This is a genomic window from Rhizobium sp. BK376, from assembly GCF_004341625.1.
GTDB lineage: Bacteria > Pseudomonadota > Alphaproteobacteria > Rhizobiales > Rhizobiaceae > Rhizobium.
The window spans coordinates 25353-49084 of record NZ_SLZG01000018.1 but is presented as its reverse complement, the minus strand read 5'-3'; the positions used below and the strand labels follow the sequence as shown (position 1 = coordinate 49084).

Genomic DNA, 23732 nt, shown 5'->3' with positions numbered 1-23732 from the left:
TTCGCAAGATTTGAATAAAACTTGAATAATAAGAATTATATTAAGGTTAACAGGGCTACTCCCGCGCGATTTTTTTGTCGCCCGCGGATCAGAATAATCAACTTGAAACAGAGATTCGGGCCACTAACGGCCGATGCGCATCCGGGTGTCCGTTCGTCGTCGAGGCCTCCGGCCCGAACGAACGGCTCGAAAATCTCACATTAGGCGACGTTCTTGCCGCTACGCACGGATTGCTTTGCAGATTGCTTCTTGGCAAGGCCGTCGACCATTTCGAGGATGCTCTCGGTGGAAACGGGCGTAGAGAAGACGTAGCCCTGAATGTAGTCGGCGCACTGATGCTTGTTTATCAGCATCAACTGATCGCGTGTCTCGACACCTTCCACGACGATTTCCAGGGACAGCTCGCGCGAGAGATTGACGATGCCGCGCAGCAGCTTGAAGCGCCGCGTATCCTCGACGATGTCGTTGACGAAGGACCGGTCGATCTTGACGATGTCGATCGGCAGCGAGTCCAGATAGCTGAGGCTGGAGAAACCCGTGCCGAAATCGTCGATCGCGATCGTGATGCCACGAGAGCGCAGATCGGACAGGATGGCGCGAACTGTCGAGAACTCGTCGACGAGGCAGCTTTCCGTTACCTCGATGTGGAGCCGCGAGGCCGTAAGGCCCGAGGTTGCCAGCGCATCGGCAACGACTGCGATGATGTCGGTGTTTCGCAGATCCTGTGCGGAAAGGTTGACCGACACGGATAGCGGCGCCGGCCAGCTCGCACAATCGCGGCAGGCCTGGTTGATCATGTATTTCGTGATGCCGGCAACGATCCCCATCTCTTCGGCGATCTGCACGAAGACGTTCGGCGGGATCGAACCCTTTTCCGGATGCACCCAGCGCACCAGCGCTTCGCAGCAATCGATCTTCGTGCCATCGGGCGTAAACATCGGCTGGTAGACGGCGTGCAGCTTGCCGGTCTCGATCGCCAGTCGCAGATCGTCCTTGAGCTTCTGCCGGTCGAGATAGCGGGCGTCCATTTCCTGTTCGAAGGCCGAGCAGCCACCCTTCATCCGCGACTTCGCCTCGAAGAGCGCGAGATCAGCCTTGATCTGCCATTCCTCGGGACGGAATTCGCGGCTGTCGATGGTGACATAGCCGCTGCTGAAGGAAACGCGGAACGTGTTGTCGTCCACCTCATAGGCGCCGGCCATGGCAGCATGCAGGCTCCGAATCCGGCCGTCGAGATCCGCAGCATCGTCCTCGTTCGGGAAGAACAGGACGAACTGGTCGCCGACGAGCCGGGCGACGAGCGCGGTTGAGCCTGCCTCTTCCTTCAGCCGTCCTGCGATCTTCACCAGAACGCGGTCGCCCACCACGTGACCCTTCATGTCATTGACATGCTTGAAGTCGTCGACGTCGATGACCATGATCCCGATCTTGCCGGGCCGCCTGCGGGCAGACAGGTTCTCCTTGACGAGATCGACGAAATATTCCCGGTTCGGCAGGCCCGTCAGCGGATCGAACCGCACCATGTGCATGATCTTGCGCTCGGCGCGAATGCGGCCCGTGACGTCCTCGAAAATAAGGATGACGACGCCATCGTCACGGCGGCTTGCCGAAAATTCAAGGAAGAGATCTTCGTTGAACTGGATCAGTGTGCGCGACAGCGATCCGTCGACCAGCTGCGCCAGCTGCCGCTGGATGAGGCTCGGCAGCGAACCGTCGATGAACGCATTGCGCACGCCGTAGCGCAGCACGACATCGAGCTCGCAATCCTTGAGCTGATCCTGGTTGGTCAGATGCAGAAGCTCGCAGGCCTTGCGGTTGACGACGAGGATGCGGTTGTCGGCATCCAGCATGAACAGGCCGTGCGTCATATTGTTGAGCGCGGTATCGAACCGGTCGGCAATCAGCGATATCTCGCGCGAGGCAATGACGTTCTTGTAGAGGAATTCGCGCACGCCATTGGCCATGGAACGCGTCGTCAACACGAACGGAATAAGCGTCAGCGACAGGATAACCATATAGGGGTCCCTGAGCAGCAGGAACCCGAGGCTGATCGGCAGCGACGCTGAAATTGTCTGGAGATTGACCGCCTTGGGTGACCCATAATTGCGGCCGACAACCGAAACCATCGAGGCAAGCGTGACCGCGATACACGCGATCTCCGCAAAAAAGTCCTGCAGCACGAGGATGGCGTAACCGCTGCCAATACCAAGCAGCGTCGTCGTCGAAACGCCGCCATAGAGGTAGAGCCTCTCCCAGCGGGCAATGTCCTCACGTGTCAGCTTGGACTTGTCCGTCGCATCGAACCGCTGAAACCAATAGACGCGAAAGATGCAGACCGCGACAAAGAGGGCCGAGAGATAGAGATAGAAATTGGCGCCGGATTTTGCGTACACGACGAGATAGGTCAGGACCTGAACGGTCATGCCCGTGAACAACGTGTTGCGATTTCCAAAGAGCGAACTCACGAACGACAGATAAACATCCGTCGGTACCGCGTTCGGGCTTTGAGGCTTCATCCAGAGTCCCCCTTATGCGGCAGGCACGGTAATTCAAACCATTTAAAAATTGATTGCGCAATTAAGAGCGATTTGGTCGAATTTTCCAAGTATATCACCCATTTGGTCCCAAATTGAGTGAATTTTTGCACCCCCTTATTGTGTTTACGTTACAGTAACTCTACTTCCGATTACAATAATGACTCGCCGGTTGCAAAGGGATAGATATTCGACGTCTCAGAACAACCCATCGTCCCCGCCACTTTTCTTCAAACCCCGTCATTTTTCCAAATCCGCCCTGCCCCAAACCAGCACACCGACGCCCCTGTCGGCGATTTTGATTTACGCCCTCTCCTGTTAGGACCAGATGATGTATGCCTTGCCTCGCCTACACATGATTTCCCTCCTCTTGGTCGCAGGGCTGGCAGGATGCCAGACCGCAAAGCCAATCTCGATGAGCGTCTCTGTCGTGCCGACAGCAAAAGGCGTGCAATATGGCGACGCCTTGGCGCCACAGCGCGCTGCCGGAGAGGACATTCCGCCGCTCAAAGGACAAAAGATCGTAACAGTGCGCACCTACGGAATTGTAGCCAAATCGGATGGGCAATTCACCAGCCAAACCGAACTGGAAGGCATTGATTGCGCTTTGGAAAGCGAAGGATATCGTGCCTCAATCAAAACGCCGGCTGAAATCAAGGTCCCGGACTACGGCTATGCTTCACGCCCCGTATCCGTCCACTGTCAGGCACCTGGCTACAAGACCGGTTTCGCGAGCGTTCAGCCCTATGACAAGACATCCGCAGAACGGCTCGATGCGGCGAGCAACAACGGTCTCGTCAGCATTGTCGCCGTCGCGTTGATCGACGCGGCGACAGACAAGAAAAAGCATGATTACAGCTATCGCCCTGTCAGTGTGACCATGAACAGGATCGGGTGCGAAAAGGAAAAATCGGGTTGTCGCTAACAGGGATCGAATGTCGATCCAGCAACGCTGATGCAGGGTGAATCGTAAACATGCTCGGATACATGCGCGCTTGAACGCCTAGAGCTTCCCCGCGCGCTGCTGGATCATCATGAAGGTATCGAACGTGTATTCCGACAGCTGCATCCAGAGATAGGCGTCCTTCTTATAGGCCACCTGATCCTCGTAGATCCTCTTGAAGTAGTCATTGGACTTCGAGAGGTCGGCATAGATGCCCATGGAGGCCTGGAAACAGGCTTCCATGATCTCCTGGCTGAAGGGACGGAGCGTTGCGCCGTCCTGCACGATCTGCTTCAGCGCCTGCGGATTCCTCACATCGTATTTCGCCAGCATATTCGTGTTGGCGAAGGCGCAGGCATCGCTGAGGATCGTCTGGTAATTCTTCGGCAGGCCGTTCCATTTTTCCAGGTTGAAGAAGGCGTGGACGACGGCTCCGCCCTCCCACCAGCCGGGATAATAGTAGAACTTCGCGACCTTCTGGAACCCGAGTTTCAGGTCGTCATAAGGGCCGACCCATTCCGCGGCATCGATCGTTCCCTTGTCGAGCGCCGCATAGACGTCGCCGATGGCGATCTGCTGCTGCGGCACGACGCCAACTTTCTGCATCACGCTGCCGGCAAGCCCGGCGATGCGCATCTTCAGGCCCTTCAGATCGTCCAGCGTATTGATTTCCTTGCGGAACCAGCCGCCCATCTGGGCGCCGGTATTGCCCGCCGGCAGACCGTACATGCCCTGCGTGGCAAAGAATTCGTTCATCAGCTTGTTGCCGTCGCCCTGATAGAACCAGCCATTCGACAGACGGGCATTCAATCCGAACGGGATGGCGGTGCCGATCGCGTAGGTCGGATCCTTGTTCCAGAAATAATAGGAGCAGGTATGGGCCGCATCGACGGTCCCGGCGCTGACGGCATCCACCGCCTGAAGCGCAGGAACGATTTCGCCGGCTTCGTAGGTCTGTATGGTAAAATTGCCGCCCGTCGCATCCGAGACATGATTGGCGATGTCCTCGATACCGCCATAAAGCGTATCGAGGGTCTTCGGAAAGGAAGACGTCATCTTCCAGGTGATCTTGGGATTTTCCTGCGCGATGGCCGGAGCTGCCAGAACGGAAGAAGACGCAGCGCCCGCGCCTATAAGGCCGGCCCTTCTGATGAACGAACGGCGATCCATCAAAAACCTCCCGTATAGCTGGTATCGCTGGCATAGCGGTCTGTCCGGGCACCCCGGCGGCGGCAGGAGCTAACCATGTCGCGCATTTTCTTTCAAGCTCTGCTCCCACCAATCTTTTTGGCCATCATGCTGCTGCAATCGATACGACATGTAGTGCAGGTAGGAACCGTTGCGATCGCAACCTTTCCGGGTCGCCGAAATATGGCGCGCGCCGTGAATTGCGTTGTGATAGACACCATATTCATTCTGCGCTCTCACACGAACGCACAATTTTGGCATTTTTACTGGAGCCATTCATGACAAAGCCGATCATCGCCATTCCTGCCGACATCAGGGCGATCGACGGGGCAACCTGGCATGCGGTGCAGCAGCAATATGTGAACGCCGCACTCAAGGCGTCCGGGCTGATGGCCCTGATCGTGCCGGCCATGGAAGAAGGCTATGATATCGATGCCATTCTAGATCGGGTCGACGGCGTGCTGATATCAGGTTCGGCCAGCAACGTTCACCCTTCGCTTTACGGCAGGCAAGCAACTGAGGCCGATGGCCCGTTTGACCCCGCACGCGACGCGACGTCCCTGCCCTTGATCCGGCGGGCGATCGATCGCGCCATCCCGCTTCTGGCAATCTGTCGCGGCATACAGGAACTGAATGTCGCGCTCGGCGGCTCTCTCGACAGCGAGATCCAGGATCTCCCTGGCCGCTCCGACCACCGTAGGCCTGAAGGCACGGATCGCGATGCGCTCTATGCCATTCGCCAGAGCGTCTTCGTAAAGGAAGGCTCCTGCATCGCCAATTTCATCGGCGCCGGTGAGGTGCGCGTCAACACCCTTCACCGCCAGGCGATTGCCGAAACGGCGCCGCGGCTGCAAGTGGAGGCTGTTGCGGAAGACGGCACCGTCGAGGCCGTCTCCGTCATCGACGCCAAAGCCTTCGCCGTCGGCGTACAATGGCATCCGGAATACTGGGCGGAGACCGATATCGCCTCCAACCGGCTGTTCAGCGCCTTTGGCGATGCCGTGCGCGACTACGCGGCTGGAAAGATGCAGGCGATGCCGGTAAAGGCGATCGCCTGATCGCGTTGCCCAAGAGCAATTCCAGTAAAAGTGTGATGCGGTTTTGCATCCGGAATTGCGTCAAATCAAAGGGATAGAGCATTTCCGCGGTTGGAAGAAAAGCGGAGATGCCCTAAATGCCTCAGCGCTTCTGCGGCGTCTCCGGCACCGGCGTGACCGCGGTGCCCTTGGCAAACCACTGGATGATGTTCTCCGACACGAGGTCGGCCATGGCGTTGCGTGTCGGCACGGATGCGGAAGCGACGTGCGGCAACAGAACCGCATTCGGCAGCTCCATCAGAGCCGCCGGCACGTGCGGTTCCTCGTAAAAGACATCGAGCCCGGCTGCGCCAAGCGTCCCATCCCTCAAGGCCGCAATCAGCGCCTCTTCATCGACCGACCAACCACGACCGACATTGATCATGACGCCCTCCGGACCGAGAGCAGCCAGGATCTCGGCATCGATCACCTTATGCGTCTGCGGCGTCTTCGGAACGATAGCAATGATTGTGTCGACCGCCTTGGCCATGTCGAGCAGCGTCGGGAAATAGTCATATGCAACGTCAGCATTGCGCGTGCGCGTGTGATAGGAGATTTTCACCTTGAAGGGTTCCAGCCGCTTGGCGATCTCCTGGCCGATGCGGCCAAGGCCGTACATGCCGACATGCCGGCCGTTCAGCGAGAACGGCGACAGCGGAAACGATCCTTCCTTCACCCAGCGCCCATCGCGCAGCCATTTCTCCGCAAGCGGCAATTGCCGCACCGTGTTGAGCAGCAGGCCAACGGCGGTATCGGCGACTTCGTCATTGAGCACGTCGGGCGTATTCGTCACGACAATGCCCTTCGATGCGGCATGCCCGACATCGACACCGTCATAGCCGACGCCGAAATTGGCGATTACCTCAAGATTGGGAAGAGCATCCATCCAGGCGGCGTTGACGCTGCCGGCCACCGCAATCCCGCGAATACGCTTGGCTGTCTCGGCATCGATCTGCGGCCGTTCGCCCTTCTCGACCGCCACGATATCGAAACGATCACGCAGCCTTTCGAGGACGCGTGGATGGATCTTCCCCGGAACGAGGACGGAAATACGGGCTTCGGACATGATTTTTCCTTTAAGGACCAGGACTTTAAGTGCGCGGACGGTAAGGGCTCGTCGACTGGCGGATGCGCATCTCGGGCTTGATGAGATGGATACCGTCAGGTTCGTGGCTGCCTTCCAGCCTATCAAGAAGCGCGCGCGCTGCAAGCCTTCCGACCTCCGCCTGACCGTTCCAGACGGTCGTCAACGCCGGGGTGGCGATCGCGGCTTCTTCCAGGTCATCGTAGCCGGTGACGGAAATATCCTTACCCGGTACGAGACCGGCGCGGGCAATGCCGTTCATCAGGCCGATGGCGACGAGATCGTTCCAGCAGACGGCGGCGGTCGGCTTCTGCGGCAGGGAGAGGAAATGCACCGCAGCCTCGAAACCGCCCTGCTTGGACCGCGGTCCGGGAATGCGCAGGTCCGGATTGACCTCGATATTCGCCTTGCGCAGCGCGTTGACATAGCCCTGGTAACGGTCACGGCCGGTCGATGTCTGGTCGGTGCCGCCGATCATAGCAATCGAGCGATGTCCGAGGCCGATCAAGTGATTGGTGGCAAGCGAGATGCCATAGCTGTCGTCGCCGCGAAAGGTCGGGAAATCCATGCCTTCCATCGAACGTGCAACCAGGATGGCTGGCATGCCGTTGTCCTCGGCGATCTGCATGTCCTCTATCGGCGTGCCGATGGCCGGCGACATGATGACCCCGTCGCCGCCGAGCTGCAGCAGGGTCTCGATGAAGGTCCGCTGCTTTTCGACTGAATCGTAATGGTTGGAGAGAATGAAAGTGTGCCGGCTACGATCCAGCTCGCTCTCGATCGCCTTCAGGATTTCCCCGTAGAACGGGTTCATGATGTCGTGCACAACAACGCCGATAATCCCCGAACGCGATGTGCGCAGGCTCGCCGCACGGCGATTGTAGATATAGCCGAGATTGCGCGCCTGATCCTTGATCTTGTCGCGCGTGGTCGCCGCGACAAGCGGACTGTCGCGCAATGCCAGAGATACGGTCGCCGTGGAAATGCCAAGCGTTTCGGCAATTGTCGAAAGCTTTATCTTTTGAGCCACGTCGCCCCTCCCCCGTGTAACCCAAACAATCGATGCCGGCTGTTTCGATTCCGGCATTTAAAAAAATTTAAATAAAAGCTTGAACCAAGGAGCGCAATTAGAATCTTTAAATGATTTCAAATTTCTTCATCATCGAAATCTTCGCCGGCCTGGAGGTTGCCGTCGATCGACTTCAGGAGACGAACGAGAGTACGGATTTCCTTCTCGGAAAAACCATGGGTGGCGAGCGCGTCGCATGCGGCAGCAGATGTCTCGATCTGTGCGACGCTGTTTCGACCATTTTCGGTAAGGTAAACCTTCGTCAGGCGCGCATCCTCGGTATCGGCACGACGCTCGACAAAGCCCTGTGCCTCCATGCGACCGATCGTGCGGGTCATGGTCGGCGCCTTGACACCGAGCTTCTGGGCAAGCGCGCCGGCAGGCAGGCCATCCTGTTCGGCAAGCGCAAGGACGACGCCGTCCTGCCCGGCATAGAGGCCGCTCTCCGTCAGGCTGCGCGTCAGCGCCGTGCGCATGGACCGCGCCGCCTGGATCAGAGCCGGCGAAAGGTCAGCCAGCGAATATTCGCTCTGATCCTTCTTCTTTCCCGCCTTGCCCTTCTTTCCGTCCTTGTGCTTCTTGCCCATCTTTGTTTCCGTTGATCTTTCGGTCGATACATCGCCGCGCTATGAGATTGCGCAGGAGATTGACATAAACAAGGGGCACAGCTTCAGATGGCGCAGCCTTCGCTTAGTTTCGAAGACAATGATCCGGCTTTATCCCGCAAGGACAGGTCGGCGTGGATTGCCGTGCTGCCCCTTGGCGCCCACGAACAGCATGGCCCCCACCTGCCCTTCGAGACCGATACGCTGATAGCATCAGGCATCGTCGAGCGCCTGAAAGCTGCGCTTCCCGGCGATCTGCCCGTTACCTTCCTGCCCGTCGAATCTATCGGCTACTCCATAGAACATATGGATGTTGAAGGAACGAAGACATTTCAGCCCGAGGAAGCAATTTATCGCTGGCTAACCATCGCCGAGCGTATGAACGACCTCGGCATCCGCAAATTCGTCATGCTCAACGCCCATGGCGGCAACTCGCCGCTCCTGACCGTCGTAGCAACCGAAGCCCGAGTCCGCTTCGACATGCTGGCGGTCGCGACGAGCTGGACGCGCTTCGGCGTGCCGGAAGGGTTGATACCCCCCGACAACAAGGCGATCGACATCCACGGCGGCGATATCGAGACGTCGGTGATGCTCGCGCTCTGCCCCGACAGGGTCGACATGGCGAAGGCAGGCAACTTCCCCTCCCGCCAGACGGATTTCGCCAGGCGCTTCATGCACCTGCGCGCCTACGGCCCCCACGCCTTCGGCTGGAAAATGTCCGACCTCAACCCCGACGGCGTCGCCGGCAATGCCGCTGCGGCAACGGCCGAGAAGGGCGAGCGGCTGATTGCCCATGCGGTAAAGGGGCTGGTGGAGCTGCTCCAGGATGTGGACGCGTTCGATGTGGACGTACTTCGCACGCCAACGAAATGATGTGATCTTATAACATACACAAAGCCTTTGAACTGCCGCGCTCAACTCCTTATATGGAGGCGACGAATTTCCAGCCCCAATTCCAGCCCTTTGGGTACATTCCACATTTCGAGGCTCCCATGACCGAAACAGCCACGCAAAAGCCGATCCCCGTCACCGTTCTCACCGGATATCTCGGCGCCGGCAAGACGACGCTTTTGAACCGCATCCTGTCTGAGAACCACGGCAAGAAATACGCCGTGATCGTCAACGAGTTCGGCGAGATCGGCATCGACAACGACTTGATCGTCGAGTCGGACGAAGAAATCTACGAAATGAACAATGGCTGCGTCTGCTGCACCGTGCGCGGCGACCTCATTCGTGTCGTCGAAGGCCTCATGCGCCGTCCGGGCCGCTTCGACGGCATCATCGTCGAAACGACGGGCCTTGCCGACCCGGTTCCCGTCGCCCAGACCTTCTTCATGGATGACGACGTCCGCACCAAGACCGAGCTCGACGCCGTCGTCGCCCTCGTCGATGCCAAGCATCTGCCGCTGCGCCTGAAGGACAGCCGCGAGGCCGAAGACCAGATCGCCTTTGCCGACGTCGTCGTCATCAACAAGACCGACCTCGTTTCGCCGGAAGAACTGGCGCAGATCGAGGATGTCGTGCGCGCCATCAACCCGGCCGCCCGCGTCTACAAGACCAGCCGCTCGGGCGTCGACCTTGCCCGCGTGCTGAACCAGGGCGCCTTCAATCTGGAACGCGCGCTGGAAAACGATCCGCATTTCCTCGACGCCAGGCATGACGATCACGTCTGCGGCCCGGATTGCGATCACGATCACCACCATCACGATCATGACCACCATCATCATGATCACGACCATCACCACCATGATCATGACCACCATCACCACGATCATGGCGCCATGTCGCCGATCCATGACGTGACTGTCCAGTCGGTCTCGCTGCGCGGCGGCGAGATGAACGCGGATCGCTTCTTCCCCTGGATCCAGAAGGTGACGCAGACGGACGGCCCGAACATTCTTCGCCTCAAAGGCATCATTGCCTTCAAGGACGATCCGGAACGCTATGTCGTCCAGGGCGTCCACATGATCATCGAGGGCGACCATCAGCGCCCGTGGAAGGACGGCGAAAAGCATGAGAGCCGCCTCGTCTTCATCGGCCGGGAGCTCGACCGTGAAAAGCTGGAAAAGAGCTTTAAGGCTTGCGAGGCGTCTGCCTAATGCCGACAGTCGCGCCGCTTGATATCGACGGCCACGTTCTGGCCGTCGAATTTTTGAGGGACACCCCATTCTTCGCAGCCGCATCGGGAACCATCCACCGCCTGCAAGGCGGCGAGAAGGTGTCCGAAGCCCATAAGGGCATGCTGAGCTGCATCCGCGATCCCCACAGCGACAGCCTGATTTCGGGCGGCGAGGATGGCAAGGTGGTGCGCACCACGGCCGACGGCGAGGTGACCACGCTTGCCGAAGTGCCGCGCAAATGGATCACCCAGCTTGCCGCCGGCCCGCAGGGAGCGGTCGCCTACGCCTATAGCAAAAGCACTTTCGTTCGTCTCGCCGATGGCACGACCAAGGAATTCGCCGAGGAGCGCACGGTTGAAGGCCTCGCCTTTGCGCCGAAGGGCCTGCGCATCGCGGTTGCCCGCTATAACGGCGTCTCGCTTCATTGGGTCGGCATGAGCGCAGCTCCCGTCGATCTCGAATGGAAGGGCGCCCATACCGGCGTCACCTTCTCCCCCGACGGCCAGTTCCTTGTCACGACCATGCAGGAGAACGCATTGCATGGCTGGAAAATGGATACCAAGCCGAATGCCGAGGCGCGCCACATGCGCATGACCGGCTATCCTGCCAAGGTGAAGTCGCTCTCCTGGTCCGCCAAGGGCAAGTGGCTCGCCTCATCAGGCGCGCCGGCCGCAATCGTCTGGCCTTTCCAGGGCAAGGACGGTCCGATGGGCAAGGCGCCGCTGGAACTCGGCACCCGCGCCAACATCATGGCGACTTCGGTGAAATTCCACCCGGCCGAAGATATCCTCGCCATCGGCTTCGTCGACGGCATGGTTCTCGCCGTCCGTATTGCTGACGGCAAGGAGGCGCTGCTGCGCCGTCCCGGCAAGGGCGCGATCACCTCGATGAGCTGGAACAAATCCGGCAAGCAGCTCGCCTTTGCTTCCGAGGCAGGGGATTGCGGCGTTATCGATATTTCGGCCTGAGGAGAGAGAATGGCACAGGAGGCTGCGACAGCAGGCATCGAGAACACCGACATCGCGGCGCATGCCGGCGGCGAGATCGCGTCTGCCGACCTCGTCTGGGACCAATTGCGCATCGAAGCCGCCGATCTTGCCAACCGCGAACGCCTGCTTCGCCCCTTGCTCCGCGAACAGATCATTACGGCGCCGGTCGGTGCTGACATGCTGGCCGGCGTCCTCGCCGCGCGCCTCTCCGTCGCGGGCATGGGCAGCGCCGATCTGCTCGATCTCTTTCGGGAGGTGCTGACGCGCAATCCGGAAATCATCGTCGGCACCGAGGCCGATCTGGTGGCCGTCCGCACCCGCGATCCCGCCTGCACGACCTATCTGCATGCCTTCCTCAATCTCAAGGGCTTTCATGCCCTGCAGACCCACCGCATAGCCCATGCCTTGTGGGTCGAAGGCAGGGTGGAGATGGCAAGCTGGCTTTCCAATCTCGCCTCGTTGGTTTTCGGCCCGGACATCCATCCGGCGGCATCGCTCGGATCAGGAATCATGCTCGACCATGGATCGGGCATCGTGATCGGCGAAACCGCCGTCATCGAAGACGAGGTTTCTATCCTACAGAACGTCACGCTTGGCGGCACAGGCAAGGAAACCGGTGACCGCCATCCGAAGATTCGCCGCGGCGTCATGATCGGCGCCGGTGCGAAAATCCTCGGCAATATCGAGATCGGCGCCTTCAGCAAGGTGGCCGCCGGCAGCGTCGTGGTCAAACCCGTCCCGGCCCACTGCACCGTTGCCGGCGTTCCGGCAGCGGTCGTGCGCATCCATCGCGCCGACGAAATTCCCGCCGAGACGATGGATCAGAATATCTGACCCCCGAATAACTGAATCGAAGACGTGCCAAATCTCCGCGCCCGGGAGTTTTCGGGCCGCGGCTTGACCTCCTGATGGGAAGAGGCAGGCAGCGGTATCAGATAGTAGTATAGGTGTCAGGCTTTGCTGCCTGTCTCCGATTGCGGTCCGATCGTCCTGTGCCATCTGGGTCGGAGACTTGTCATCCCCTTCCGAACGATGGCATCCGGATCATGGGTTCTGACAGCCCATGATCATCTCGCCGCAACCATCACCGAACGCCGGAATTCCTGAACTGGAAACGCAAAAACCGGTTCGCGACCCCGGCCCCTTGCTCGATGACGGGGTTAGTATGGGTGAGGTGTTGGCGAGTGTGGAAAATCGGTCACGCGATTTTATGATAGCGGATTGATTTTGCTCACGAAAATCCTTTGACCGAAGCATCAACTTGCCACAGGTGTTGGACCTCCGTGGGAGCCCCTCATCGCCTCGCTATCGCTCCGGCACTTCTCCCCAGGGGGAAAGAGGCAAGTCGCAGCGCCTTGCCAAACCTTAAGGTCAGGAGTGCTGTCGGTGCCGCATATGTCTTCTCCCCTTGGGGAGAAGGTCCCGGCAGGGGGATGAGGGGTTCCCGCGGCAGCCACAATCAACCGAAGAAATTTACGCAGGAATTTACCGTAACGTACTTCCAAGCATTGGCGACTTATGGGCCGATGTGCCGGGGCTGCCGGTCGCGTGCAAACCCCTATGCGTCCGCAGCCGTGAAAATCTCCGCGTCGTGACGGACGGTATGTCCGGCGACAGTCGCATCGCCCTGCTCTGAAATCCGAATTTCCATCATGGAGGATAGTCCAGTGCAATCCAATTCCGTTCTAGCCTTGCTCCTGGCCGCCGGCATCGGCCTTGCGGCCGGCATTGCCACTGCTCAGGAAGGTCCCGAGGCGGACAATCCGATGCCTAAGAAGATCATCGGCCAAACCACGCCGAAGGAATCCGATTCCGTCTCTTCGCTCGCCGTGATCAATTCGGATGGCGCAACGCTGGAGGGTGACAAGCTCACGCTGACAGGTGTTTCGAACAATTCGATCGTCTTTGCCGATCGTCCAGTGAGGGCCGCCGGCCATGTCACGACCGCGGAACTCGTGAAGGCGTGGAACGAGGGTCCCGACAGTCTTTCGAAGGATCCGCCAAATGCAACGATCTCTGTTCTCGGCAGTGACAGTTCCGATGTCGCCGATGCCGTCGTCACATTGAAGTCGCCGAAGCTCGAAGGCACGAATTTGACATTCGATGTCGCGGTCCTCGAAGGTAGCATCGCCGGCAAAAGTGGCCCGGCGGCACTGTTCATTGACCACTGGCATGGTCACGGTGCCTGGTATGGCGTCGGCCTAGCAACGGGCGCCGCCCTCGGTCTTGGAGCGGCTGCAGCAGTCGCAGGGGCGCCCGTCTATGCGGCCCCGGCCTACGCACCGCCCCCTTATTACTACCCTCCCTATGGCGAGCCCTACTATTACCACCGCCCGCCGTATCACTGCGGATACTACCCCTATCCGCCCTGCTATTGAGCAAGGCCGGCGCGCGGGCCGACGCATTCCGGGGCAGGAACGCTCCTGCCCGCGAGGCGGGAGCTTTCAGCCGCGACGCGCCGCTTCGATTGCCGCGACGTCGATCTTCTGCATCTTCATCATCGCGTCGAAGGCGCGCTTGGCCTCAGCGCCGCCCGCCGCGATCGCTTCCATCAGGACGCGCGGCGTGATCTGCCACGATACGCCCCACCTGTCCTTGCACCAGCCGCAGTCGCTTTCCTGGCCGCCGTTGCCGACAATGGCGTTCCAGTAGCGGTCGGTCTCTTCCTGATCCTCGGTTGAGATCTGAAAGGAGAAGGCTTCGTTGTGCTTGAACACGGGACCGCCGTTGAGGCCGATGCAAGGAATGCCGGCAACGGTGAATTCGACAACCAGCACATCTCCCTGCTTGCCATCAGGATAATCGCCCGGTGCGCGAATGACGGCGCCCACCGCGCTGTCGGGAAAAGTCTCCGCGTAAAAGCGGGCGGCAGCTTCGGCATCCCTGTCGTACCACACGCAGATCGTGTTCTTTGCCATTGCATGATCCTTTCGCTCTTCATTTCCGCATCCTCCCTGACCTAGAGGGCATGTCCTCTTTCTCCAGTCTCTATCTGCCATTTCAGGTACCGCGCGATTGAGGAACATGCCTTCCGCAAACCGATGTCGGAAAAATAACCCGAATCGGCCATTATCCGCCGATGGGGCGCCCAATTCCGCGCCCATAGGTCTCGGGACATCATGGAAACGTCGCTCTATCTGCCGGTCAAACAATTCCTGGAAAGCGCCGGCTACGTGGTCAAGGGCGAGATCGGCGGCTGCGACATCGTCGGCTTGAGCGAGGGCGAGCCGCCGCTGCTGGTCGTCTGCGAACTCAAGCTCAGCTTCAATCTCGAACTGCTGCTGCAGGCGGTCGATCGCGCAGCCGCAAGCGACGAGGTGTGGATCGCAGCCCGCATGTCAGCCAAAGGCAAGGGCCGCGAGAGCGACAAACGTTTTCGCGATCTCTGCCGGCGCCTCGGCCTCGGCATGCTCGGCGTTTCCGATGCCGGCGATGTCTCAATCATCGTCAGCCCCTGCTCGATCCTGCCGCGCAAGAACATCAAGCGCCGCACACGACTGGTGAACGAACACAAGCGCCGGCGCGGCGACCCGGCTTTGGGCGGCAGCACGAAGGTTCCGGTCATGACCGCCTACCGGCAGCAGGCGCTCGCCTGTGCCGCGGCTCTGAGCCAAGGTCCACTGCGGCCAAAGGATATTAAGCCAGTGGCCCCGGATGCAGGGAAGATCATGCTCGGCAATGTCTATGGCTGGTTCGAGCGCGTCGAGAAGGGTGTCTATGCCCTGACCGAAGCAGGGATCGCCGCCCTGCAACGCTGGCCACAGGAAAGCCTTGCGACCCCTGCCCCGCAGGAGGCCCTCGCCCCTCATTTGGCCGAAGCGGCCGAGTAGCGCTGGCTGCGGAATATTTCCTCGGTAAATCGCCCTCGTAGCGCGGCATTTTGAAGCACGCCTGAGCCCATTTTGGAAGGCGCGGCGGCACCGGATACTAATACGGCAATAACATCAGCAACGTATAACTTGTTGAAAATAATCAAGTTTGTGCGCAGCAAAACAGACGTTCACGGAACTGTCATATACCGTTGCTAGCCGGTCATTGTTTCCTTCCGCCTCGGCTGCCCAAGCGACTTTCTCCCTGCCGGGCGATGACGATCACTCGAAGAGGAATATTGATATGGCTGGAATTTCACGTCGTGCAGCACTCGCCGCCGGCAGCGCCCTCACCCTGATTTCGCTCTGTTCCGCCGCGGTCGCCCAGACCGCTGCCCCCACCACCGCCGCTCCGACCGCTACCAATACCGCGACCCCGATCAAGCATCTGGTCGTCATCTTCCAGGAAAACGTCTCCTTTGACCACTATTTCGCGACCTACCCCAAGGCTGCGAATGTCGCCGGCGAACCCGAGTTCACGGCAGCGGCAAACACGCCGAGCGATATCAACACGCTCGCCAATGCCGGCCTGGTCGACAACAACCCGAACAAGACCAACACGGGCAACGGCGCCGATGCTGCCGCTCCCTTCCGTCTCGATCGCACCCAGGCTGCCACCCAGTCGCAGAACCACGGCTACACTGCCGAACAGGCTGCCTATAACAACTTTGCCATGGACCTCTTCCCGGCCAATACCGGTCACGGCACCAAGGGCGCTGCCGGCGCTTTCGGCACCAAGGGCCAGGTCATGGGTTACTATGACGGCAACACCGTCACTGCGCTCTGGAACTACGCCCAGCATTTCGCGCTGAACGACAATTCCTTCTCGACCAATTTCGGCCCCTCGACGCCCGGCGCGCTGAATCTGATCTCCGGCCAGACCAACGGCGCCATCCTGCCGCCCGGCTACACGCTGGAAACCGACGGCACCTATTCCAAGGGCCGCATCGTGCCCGATGGCAATGGCGGCTGGACCGCGATCAGCGACTTCGACCCGACCGGCGACGCCTGCTCCGCCGGGCAGACCGCGCTGATGTACGGCAAGAACATCGGCGACCTCCTGAACGCCCGCAACGTCACCTGGGGCTTCTTCGAAGGCGGCTTCGACCTGACGCTGAAGAATGCCGACGGCACCACGGGCTGCAAGCGCGCCTCGACCTCCGACGTGACAAAGGTCAACAGCGCCGACTACATCCCGCACCACCAGCCGTTCCAGTACTACGCCTCGACTGCGAACCCGCTGCACGTGCGTCCGTCCTCGGTCGCTGCAATCGGCACCAGCAATGATGGCGGCGCCAACCACCAGTACGACACCAACGACTTCTTTGCCGCGCTGAAGAACGGCAATATGCCCGCCGTCAGCTTCATGAAGGCCCCGGCCTATCAGGATGGCCATGCCGGCTATTCCGACCCGCTCGACGAGCAGGAATTCGTGACTGAGGTCGTCAATGCCGTCTCCGACGCTCCGGAATGGAAGGACACCGCTGTTGTTATCCTCTACGACGACTCCGACGGCTGGTATGACCACGCTCACGCTGTCGTCAATCCGTCCAAGCTCGGCGTCAAGGGTTATGACGTGCTGAACGGCGATGCCTGCGGCACCGGCACTCCGCTTCCGGGCGTCACGGGCGCTCCGGCACAGGGCCGTTGCGGCTACGGCACGCGCCAGCCGCTGCTCGTCGTCTCGCCCTACTCCAAGGTCAACTATGTCGACCACACCCTGACCGACCAGACCTCCGTCGATCGCTTCATCGAAGACAACTGGCTTGGCGGCCAGCGCCTCGGCGGCGGCTCCTTCGACGCCATCTCGGGCACGCTGAACAACATGTTCGACTGGTCGAAGGGCGATACGCAGAAGCTAGTTCTCGATCCGAAGACCGGCAAGCCGGGCGCCTGAGCCAAAGAGGGGGAAGGACGATGATCGTCAAACTCAACCGCCGTCTCCTTCCCCTGCTGGCGCTCGCCGGCGTTTCGCTGGTCGGTGCGACGATCGGCATGGCGAGCGAAGAACTGAAGCCGGTGGCAACCACTGCCGCCGACTATCCAAACGAGGGTACGCTGAGCGCCGTCGCGCAGCTCGGCAAGGCGATGTTCTATGACCACGCCCTATCGGGCAACGGCCAGATGTCCTGCGCCACCTGCCACGATCCGGCCAATCACTACGCGCCATCAAATGCGCTCCCCGTCCAGATGGGCGGCCCCAATCTCGACAAGCCCGGCCTGCGCGCGACGCCCAGCCTCGCCTACAAGATGACGACGCCTTCCTTCTCCGTCGGCGCCGAAAGTGCCGCCGACGAGGCTGCCGAGGCCGCCCCGATGCAGGAGGCGTCAGGCGTTTCGCTGGCAAACGCCCCGGCAATCGTCGCCGGCCCGATGACCGGTCAGGCCGTTGTCAAGGCTGACTCCAACGCCCCTGACGTGGTGCCCCAAGGCGGCATGTTCTGGGACGGCCGCGTCGATTCGCTGGAAGATCAGGCCCTGCAGCCGATGATCTCGCCCTTCGAAATGGCCAATACCGACGAGAATGCCGTTTATGCCAAGCTGAAGGCGGGCTATGGCAAGCAGATCGAGGCACTCTTCGGCAAGAATGTGCTCGACGACCACGACATGGCGATCTCGGAGGCCGGCTTTGCGCTCGCCCGCTACCAGATCGAAGAGACGTCCTTCCACCCCTATTCCAGCAAATATGACGCCTATCTGCGCGGCCAGGTCCAATTATCCGATGCCGAGATGCGTGGTTTGAAACTGTTCGAGGACCCGAACAAGGGCAATTGCAGTTCCTGCCACCTCGACCAGATGGTCGGCACCGAGATGCCTGACTTCACCGACTTCGAATTCGAAGGCCTCGGGGTGCCGCGCAATGCGGCGATCCCGGCCAATGCTGATGCGCATTACTTCGACCTCGGCATCTGCGGCCCGCTGCGCAACGACAGCTATTCCGCCCAGACCGCCAATTGCGGTCTCTTCAAGACGCCGACCCTGCGCAATGTCGCGACCCGCCACGTCTTCTTCCACAACGGCGTCTACAACAATCTGGAAGACGTCGTGCGCTTCTACGTCAAGCGCGACACCAATCCCGAGACCATCTATCCCAAGAGCTCGGACGGGCAAGTGCAGAAATACAATGACGTGCCGCCGCAATATCAGGCCAATATGGACGTGATCGACGCGCCGATGAACCGCAAGCCTGGCCAGCAACCGGCGCTGAACGACGCGGAAATCGCTGATGTCGTCACGTTCCTGAAGACGCTGACGGACGGCTACGACCCGTCCAAAGAAACGCAGAAGGCCGCGAAGTGAGGGGCGAAGCTCCCGTTCTCCTCTTGGGGAGAAGACGCAAGAGGCATCCGCCTGCTCCCCATCCACACTTGTACGTCGACTCCAAAAAAACAAACCGCGATCCTCACCAGGTGGGGATCGCGGCCAGTTTGCCATGGCCGCTCCTCCCGGCCCGGCGCTCGATCGGTTGCGTGCGGCGTCACGAAGAGCGCACGGCGTCCCGATCGATCGGAAGCTCGAAGCTCACATCTTTCCGCTCGTAGCCGAAGCCGGCAAGCAGTGCGACCGCAGCGGCAACGATGACGGCGACGAGAACAAGCGCGAAGGCATAGTCTCCGTTCCAGTGGGCGGCGAGCCCTGCCTGCATCGTCGCATTGCCTGAGGCCAGAAGGTTTCCGAGCTGATAGGCCACGCCGGGGAAGGTGCCGCGCACCTCGTCGGGGGAGAGCTCGTTGAGGTGAGCCGGCACGACGCCCCAGGCGCCCTGGACGAAGAACTGCATGAGGAAGGCACCGATCGCGAGCATCACCGGGCCGGAACCATAGGCCCAGAGGGGTGCGATCGGGATGGCGATCAATGACGCAATCACGATCGCCCTGCGCCGCCCGATCCGCTGCGACAGGCTGCCGAAGAACAGGCCGCCGATGATCGCGCCGATATTATAGACAATGGCGATGGCACCGACCGTATGGGTCGAATAGGCACGCTGCGTCTGCAGGAAGGTCGGATAGATGTCCTGCGTGCCGTGGCTGAAGAAATTGAAGGCCGTCATCAGGATCACCGCCCAGATGAACAGCGGCAGATTATCCTTCACCACTGAGAAGAAGGGCTGGCGCTTGCGATGCTGGTTGGCAAGGAAGGACGACGCTGCGGCGGATGTAAAACACCAGCAGCGCCGGCAAGACACCGATCATGAACATGCCGCGCCACCCGATGACCGGAAATAGGAAGAAGTAGACCAGCGAGGCGAGCAGATAGCCGCAGGGATAGCCCGCCTGCAGAACGCCGGAGACAATGCCGCGCGTGCGATCGGGAATGCTTTCCAGCGCCAGCGACGCGCCGACACCCCACTCGCCGCCCATCGCAATACCGTAGAGCACACGAAGCACGATCAGCATCGTCAGGCTGGTGGAAAAGCCCGAGAGAAACTCAAACAGCGAATAGAGGAGCACGTTGACCATCAGCGTCACACGCCGTCCGTACCTGTCGGCCGAGAGGCCAAAGATGAGCGCGCCGATCGGGCGCATGGCAAGGGTCAGGAAGATCGCCGTGGAAACAGCGGTAACGTCGGTGTGAAACTCTTCGGCAATCGCCTTCAGAATGAAGACCAGGATGAAGAAATCGAAGGCGTCGAGCGTCCAGCCGAGGAAGCTTGCGAGGACAGTATTGCGTTGTTGAGGCGTCAGGGAACGAATGTCGTCGAGCGCGAACATCAGAAACTCCATTCCGAGGCCGGCGGCTTGACGGGCAATATCCGGAAGTCGCCGAAATGAACAGACCGGCAGGCAGCCGGGCTCCTTCGTGTCCCGCGATGCATGTCCTTGAAGGGAAGAAACGGCAGGTGGGGCGAGAATTAAAAAGCAGCGTGGTCTAAATGCATGGGGCGGCCAAAAGGTTCCGGCTGCGTTAGGTCGCCGGCAGCCCGCAGGCCGGGATATCTGGCAAGATCGGATCGATCGCGGTCATTTCGTTCCCGGCGAACCTGCATGGACAATGCGGCCAGAGCGGCGCATCGTGAGGCGCCGCATTCAGGAGCTGTTTTCACCAGGATAAACGATCTCGCCGAATGCGCTGCCTCGTACGCAATCCCACTGAGATCGGCCGATAGGCCCCGACCATCACTCGCATAAAACCATCATCCGCATAAGCAACAACTTAAAGGAGATGCAATATGAGCGAAGGAATTCAGAGCAAGGTTGTCCTCATCACCGGTGGCGGAACTGGCCTCGGGGCCGAGACGGCTCGCCATCTGGCCGCCAGGGGCGCACGCGTCGCCGTGGCGGGCAGGCGCAAGGAAAAGCTCGATGAAGTGGTTGCCGAAATCGCCAAGGCGGGCGGCGAGGCGCGAGCCTATCAGCTCGACGTGGTCGACAAGAAAGAGGTCAAGGCCGTCGTCGACGCTGTCATCGCTGGCTTCGGCAAGCTTGACGTCCTGATCAACAATGCCGGCCTGATGCCGATCCGCCCGATGGCGGAAGTGAATACCGACGAGTGGGATGCGATGATCGACGTCAATATCAAGGGCACCTTGTATGGGATTGCCGCCGTCCTGCCGATATTCCTGGAGAAGGAAAGCGGCCATATCATCAATCTGAGTTCGGTTGCCGGGGTCAAGGTGTTCGCGCCGGGCGGCACGGTCTATTCCGGCACCAAATTCGCCGTGCGGGCGATCTCCGAGGGATTGCGCCAGGAAGTCGGGGGCAAGGTGCGCGTCACGTCGATCGAGCCGGGTGCGGTCGAAAGCGACCTCAAATTCTCCACCACAGGCACAGCAGCGTCGACGGTTCAGGATTTTTACAAGATCGCGATCCCGGCGAATGCGGTCGCGCGGGCGATCGCTTACGCGATCGAGCAGCCGGCCGATGTCGATATCAACGAAATCGTCCTGCGCCCCACGGTCCAGGAATTCTGATCACGCTATTATAGAGCCAGAAACCCAAAAACGGCTGCTCCCCTTTTGCGCAAAGGGAGCAGCCGGCCGGTCACGCCGCCCCGCGGACCGGAGGCCGCACGAGTTGGCGGCCGCTGGCAACGAGCAGTCCGACGGCTCCTTGGAGCCAGCCATCCTTAAGCTCAAGCGCCAGGAAGCGATGACGTTCGAACGGGCCGGGCATGACGAGATGCTTGGCCTTTTCGGCAAAGAAGCCGAAGCGCTCATAGTAAGACGCATCGCCGACGAGGAGGATCGCACCATGATCGCGCTTCTTCGCCTCGAGAATTGCGGCCCGCATCAGCGCGGAGCCGATACCTTTTCCTTCATGGGCCGGATCGACCGCAAGCGGGCCAAGCAGCAGCGCATCGACCGGCTGGGTGTCGTGATCGACGCCGGCTTCCACGTTCCAAAGGCGCACCGTGCCGATGACATGGCCATTGCGGTCGCGTGCGACGAGAGCGAGGCCCTCGGCCGGAACACGATTGCGACGGAGCTTTTCCGACGACTTCTTGGTGCGGCCAGCGCCCATGGCGTGGTCGAGCAGGTTTTCGCGAGCAACAACGTCGCTGGAGTTTTCCAGGTCGATGGTGAATGTGGAGGGCGCAAAGAATGCGCGTACAGAATCAAGAACAGCGGCCATTTTGGCCTCCCGTACCCAATACCGTTATGAGCGGTGATGAAGGAAAATTGTGAGGTTGCCGCCCCGGTTGGTTCCGGGGCTGGCGAGAGCGACCTTGTTAGATGATGTACGCCTTCAGCGGATCGAAACCGTTGAAAGCGACAGCCGAGTAGGTCGTCGTATAGGCGCCGGTGCCTTCGATCAGAACTTCGTCGCCGATCGTAAGCGTGAGCGGCAGCGGATAGAGATTCTTTTCGTAGAGCACGTCGGCAGAATCGCAGGTCGGACCGGCGATGACGCAGGGCTCCATCTCGTCGCCGTCGCGCGCGGTGCGGATCGGGTAACGGATGGCTTCGTCCATGGTTTCTGCCAGGCCGCCGAACTTGCCGATGTCGAGGAAGACCCAGCGAGCATCGTCATTGTCCGACTTCTTCGAGATCAGGACGACTTCAGCCTTGATCACGCCTGCATTGCCGACCATGCCTCGGCCCGGCTCGATGATCGTCTGCGGGATCTGGTTGCCGAAATGGGCGCGCAGAGCAGCATAGATCGACTTGCCGTAGGCTTCGGCGGACGGAACGTCGCGCAGATACTTGGTCGGGAAGCCGCCGCCCATGTTGACCATCTGCAGGTGGATGCCCTGCTTGGCCAGCTGAACGAAGACGCGCTTGGCATCAGCAAGAGCCGAATCCCAGGCGTCGACCTTGGTCATCTGCGAACCGACATGGAACGAGACGCCGTAGGACTGCAGGCCGAGCTGATGAGCGTAGACGAGAACGTCGACGGCCATCTGCGGCACGCAGCCGAACTTGCGCGACAGCGGCCATTCGGCACCTTCGCCATCCGTAAGCACGCGGCAGAAAACGCGGGCGCCGGGAGCGGCACGGGCGATCTTCTCGACTTCCTCGTGGCTGTCGACCGCAAAGAGGCTGACACCGTGCGCATGGGCGCGGGCGATGTCGCGTTCCTTCTTGATCGTGTTGCCGAAGGAGATACGAGCAGCGGTCGCACCGGCTTCGAGCGCCATTTCGATTTCAGCGACGGACGCGCAATCGAAATTGGAGCCCATGCTGGCGAGCAGCTTCAGGACCTCAGGAGCCGGGTTTGCCTTGACCGCGTAGTAGATCGCGCTGTCCGGCATTGCGTGACGGAAAGCATGGAAATTGTCGCGGATTACGTCGAGGTCAACCACGAGGCAGGGACCGTCGGGGCGTCGGGTTGCGAGAAAGTCGCGGATGCGCTGAGTGGTCATATCAATTCCCTCTTCCAATTCCAGAGCTCCGGTAAAAAACCGGAGGACAAAGGGCATACGAGAACCGCTCAGGAACCAGCCGGTGGAGACCCCGGATCCCTAGCAGCGCTCGATGCGCAGATGATGAACCAACGCCGCGAAAGCGGTATAGGTTCGGCTTTGTCTGCCATGGATTGGAGGGAATATCCCTGCCGCACTTCCGGCAATGAAGGTGTGCCTCTTCAGTAACCCCCGCTGATGGAAAGCAGGGAGAGAACAAAAAGGCCCGCACCGTCGTTGCTTCAGGCGTCCTCGCATTTTCCGGTTGGCCGGAATAGCGACTGGAGGGGTTAATTCCAGGTACCTTACCGATTTCCTCACCAATTCGAGGGTTCGGCGGACACCCATGGGCACGTGCGACTTTGGGCTAAGCGGGAGATAAGAATATTCGCCGTCATAATCAAGAAGTTTTT

The 23732-nt window shown here is 60.2% G+C and carries 19 protein-coding genes and 1 pseudogene; 11 read left to right on the top strand and 9 right to left on the bottom strand.

Annotated features, from left to right (window positions below; translation table 11 throughout):
- Nucleotides 1-200: 200 nt before the first annotated feature.
- A complete protein-coding gene (locus EV561_RS28135; RefSeq protein WP_132526696.1) occupies nucleotides 201-2516 on the bottom strand; it encodes an EAL domain-containing protein in 2316 nt (771 codons plus the stop codon).
- Between the two features lie 433 nt (nucleotides 2517-2949).
- Between EV561_RS28135 and EV561_RS28130 the strand changes: the two genes are divergently transcribed.
- Complete coding sequence (locus tag EV561_RS28130; RefSeq protein ID WP_132526694.1) at nucleotides 2950-3459, top strand: hypothetical protein; 510 nt, start codon at nucleotides 2950-2952, stop codon at nucleotides 3457-3459.
- Between the two features lie 78 nt (nucleotides 3460-3537).
- Here the strand turns inward: EV561_RS28130 and EV561_RS28125 are convergent, their stop codons facing one another.
- On the bottom strand, nucleotides 3538-4647 hold the full coding sequence (locus EV561_RS28125) for a TRAP transporter substrate-binding protein (protein WP_132526692.1): 1110 nt from the start codon (nucleotides 4645-4647) through the stop codon (nucleotides 3538-3540).
- A gap of 296 nt (nucleotides 4648-4943) precedes the next feature.
- Between EV561_RS28125 and EV561_RS28120 the strand changes: the two genes are divergently transcribed.
- Nucleotides 4944-5723, top strand: a complete 780-nt coding sequence (locus tag EV561_RS28120) for a gamma-glutamyl-gamma-aminobutyrate hydrolase family protein (protein ID WP_132526690.1) — start codon at nucleotides 4944-4946, stop codon at nucleotides 5721-5723.
- Between the two features lie 121 nt (nucleotides 5724-5844).
- Here the strand turns inward: EV561_RS28120 and EV561_RS28115 are convergent, their stop codons facing one another.
- From EV561_RS28115 to EV561_RS28105, 3 genes are all read right to left on the bottom strand, one after another.
- Nucleotides 5845-6807 carry a 2-hydroxyacid dehydrogenase gene (locus EV561_RS28115; RefSeq protein WP_132526689.1) on the bottom strand — a complete coding sequence of 321 codons (963 nt, stop codon included), beginning with the start codon at nucleotides 6805-6807 and terminating at the stop codon, nucleotides 5845-5847.
- A 25-nt stretch (nucleotides 6808-6832) separates the two neighbouring features.
- Complete coding sequence (locus EV561_RS28110; protein WP_132526687.1) at nucleotides 6833-7855, bottom strand: LacI family DNA-binding transcriptional regulator; 1023 nt, start codon at nucleotides 7853-7855, stop codon at nucleotides 6833-6835.
- Nucleotides 7856-7971: 116 nt separating this feature from the next.
- The gene (locus tag EV561_RS28105) at nucleotides 7972-8481 is read right to left on the bottom strand and encodes a MarR family winged helix-turn-helix transcriptional regulator (RefSeq protein ID WP_132526685.1); all 510 of its coding nucleotides are present in this window, start codon (nucleotides 8479-8481) and stop codon (nucleotides 7972-7974) included.
- 87 nt (nucleotides 8482-8568) lie between these two features.
- Between EV561_RS28105 and EV561_RS28100 the strand changes: the two genes are divergently transcribed.
- From EV561_RS28100 to EV561_RS37635, 5 genes are all read left to right on the top strand, one after another.
- Nucleotides 8569-9372 (top strand): creatininase family protein, encoded by an 804-nt coding sequence (locus EV561_RS28100; protein WP_132526683.1) that lies wholly within the window; start codon nucleotides 8569-8571, stop codon nucleotides 9370-9372.
- A 119-nt stretch (nucleotides 9373-9491) separates the two neighbouring features.
- On the top strand, nucleotides 9492-10598 hold the full coding sequence (locus tag EV561_RS28095) for a GTP-binding protein (RefSeq protein WP_132526681.1): 1107 nt from the start codon (nucleotides 9492-9494) through the stop codon (nucleotides 10596-10598).
- A complete protein-coding gene (locus EV561_RS28090) occupies nucleotides 10598-11587 on the top strand; it encodes a WD40 repeat domain-containing protein (protein WP_132526679.1) in 990 nt (329 codons plus the stop codon). The genes EV561_RS28095 and EV561_RS28090 overlap by 1 nt, the downstream gene beginning before the upstream one ends.
- 9 nt (nucleotides 11588-11596) lie before the next feature.
- Nucleotides 11597-12442, top strand: coding sequence for a serine O-acetyltransferase (gene cysE / locus EV561_RS28085; protein ID WP_132526677.1), 846 nt, complete (start codon nucleotides 11597-11599; stop codon nucleotides 12440-12442).
- Nucleotides 12443-13275: 833 nt separating this feature from the next.
- The gene (locus EV561_RS37635; protein WP_207910604.1) at nucleotides 13276-13986 is read left to right on the top strand and encodes a hypothetical protein; all 711 of its coding nucleotides are present in this window, start codon (nucleotides 13276-13278) and stop codon (nucleotides 13984-13986) included.
- Nucleotides 13987-14052: 66 nt separating this feature from the next.
- Here the strand turns inward: EV561_RS37635 and EV561_RS28075 are convergent, their stop codons facing one another.
- Complete coding sequence (locus tag EV561_RS28075; protein ID WP_132526675.1) at nucleotides 14053-14526, bottom strand: VOC family protein; 474 nt, start codon at nucleotides 14524-14526, stop codon at nucleotides 14053-14055.
- 201 nt (nucleotides 14527-14727) lie between these two features.
- Here EV561_RS28075 and EV561_RS28070 point away from each other — a divergent pair, with 201 nt between their 5' ends.
- From EV561_RS28070 to EV561_RS28060, 3 genes are all read left to right on the top strand, one after another.
- Nucleotides 14728-15438, top strand: a complete 711-nt coding sequence (locus EV561_RS28070) for a DUF2161 family putative PD-(D/E)XK-type phosphodiesterase (protein ID WP_132526673.1) — start codon at nucleotides 14728-14730, stop codon at nucleotides 15436-15438.
- A gap of 283 nt (nucleotides 15439-15721) precedes the next feature.
- Nucleotides 15722-17374, top strand: coding sequence for an alkaline phosphatase family protein (locus EV561_RS28065; RefSeq protein WP_132526671.1), 1653 nt, complete (start codon nucleotides 15722-15724; stop codon nucleotides 17372-17374).
- Nucleotides 17375-17394: 20 nt separating this feature from the next.
- Nucleotides 17395-18777 (top strand): cytochrome c peroxidase, encoded by a 1383-nt coding sequence (locus EV561_RS28060; RefSeq protein WP_132526669.1) that lies wholly within the window; start codon nucleotides 17395-17397, stop codon nucleotides 18775-18777.
- Between the two features lie 178 nt (nucleotides 18778-18955).
- Here the strand turns inward: EV561_RS28060 and EV561_RS28055 are convergent.
- A pseudogene (locus EV561_RS28055) lies at nucleotides 18956-20189 on the bottom strand (MFS transporter).
- A gap of 458 nt (nucleotides 20190-20647) precedes the next feature.
- Between EV561_RS28055 and EV561_RS28050 the strand changes: the two are divergent.
- The gene (locus EV561_RS28050; protein WP_132526667.1) at nucleotides 20648-21388 is read left to right on the top strand and encodes an SDR family oxidoreductase; all 741 of its coding nucleotides are present in this window, start codon (nucleotides 20648-20650) and stop codon (nucleotides 21386-21388) included.
- A gap of 70 nt (nucleotides 21389-21458) precedes the next feature.
- On the opposite strand, the gene EV561_RS28045 is transcribed toward EV561_RS28050, so the two are convergent.
- Together EV561_RS28045 and odc2 are read right to left on the bottom strand one after the other, a co-directional pair.
- Nucleotides 21459-22049, bottom strand: coding sequence for an N-acetyltransferase (locus EV561_RS28045; protein WP_132526665.1), 591 nt, complete (start codon nucleotides 22047-22049; stop codon nucleotides 21459-21461).
- A gap of 97 nt (nucleotides 22050-22146) precedes the next feature.
- A complete protein-coding gene (gene odc2, locus EV561_RS28040) occupies nucleotides 22147-23280 on the bottom strand; it encodes an ornithine/lysine decarboxylase (protein ID WP_132526663.1) in 1134 nt (377 codons plus the stop codon).
- Nucleotides 23281-23732 lie beyond the last annotated feature (452 nt).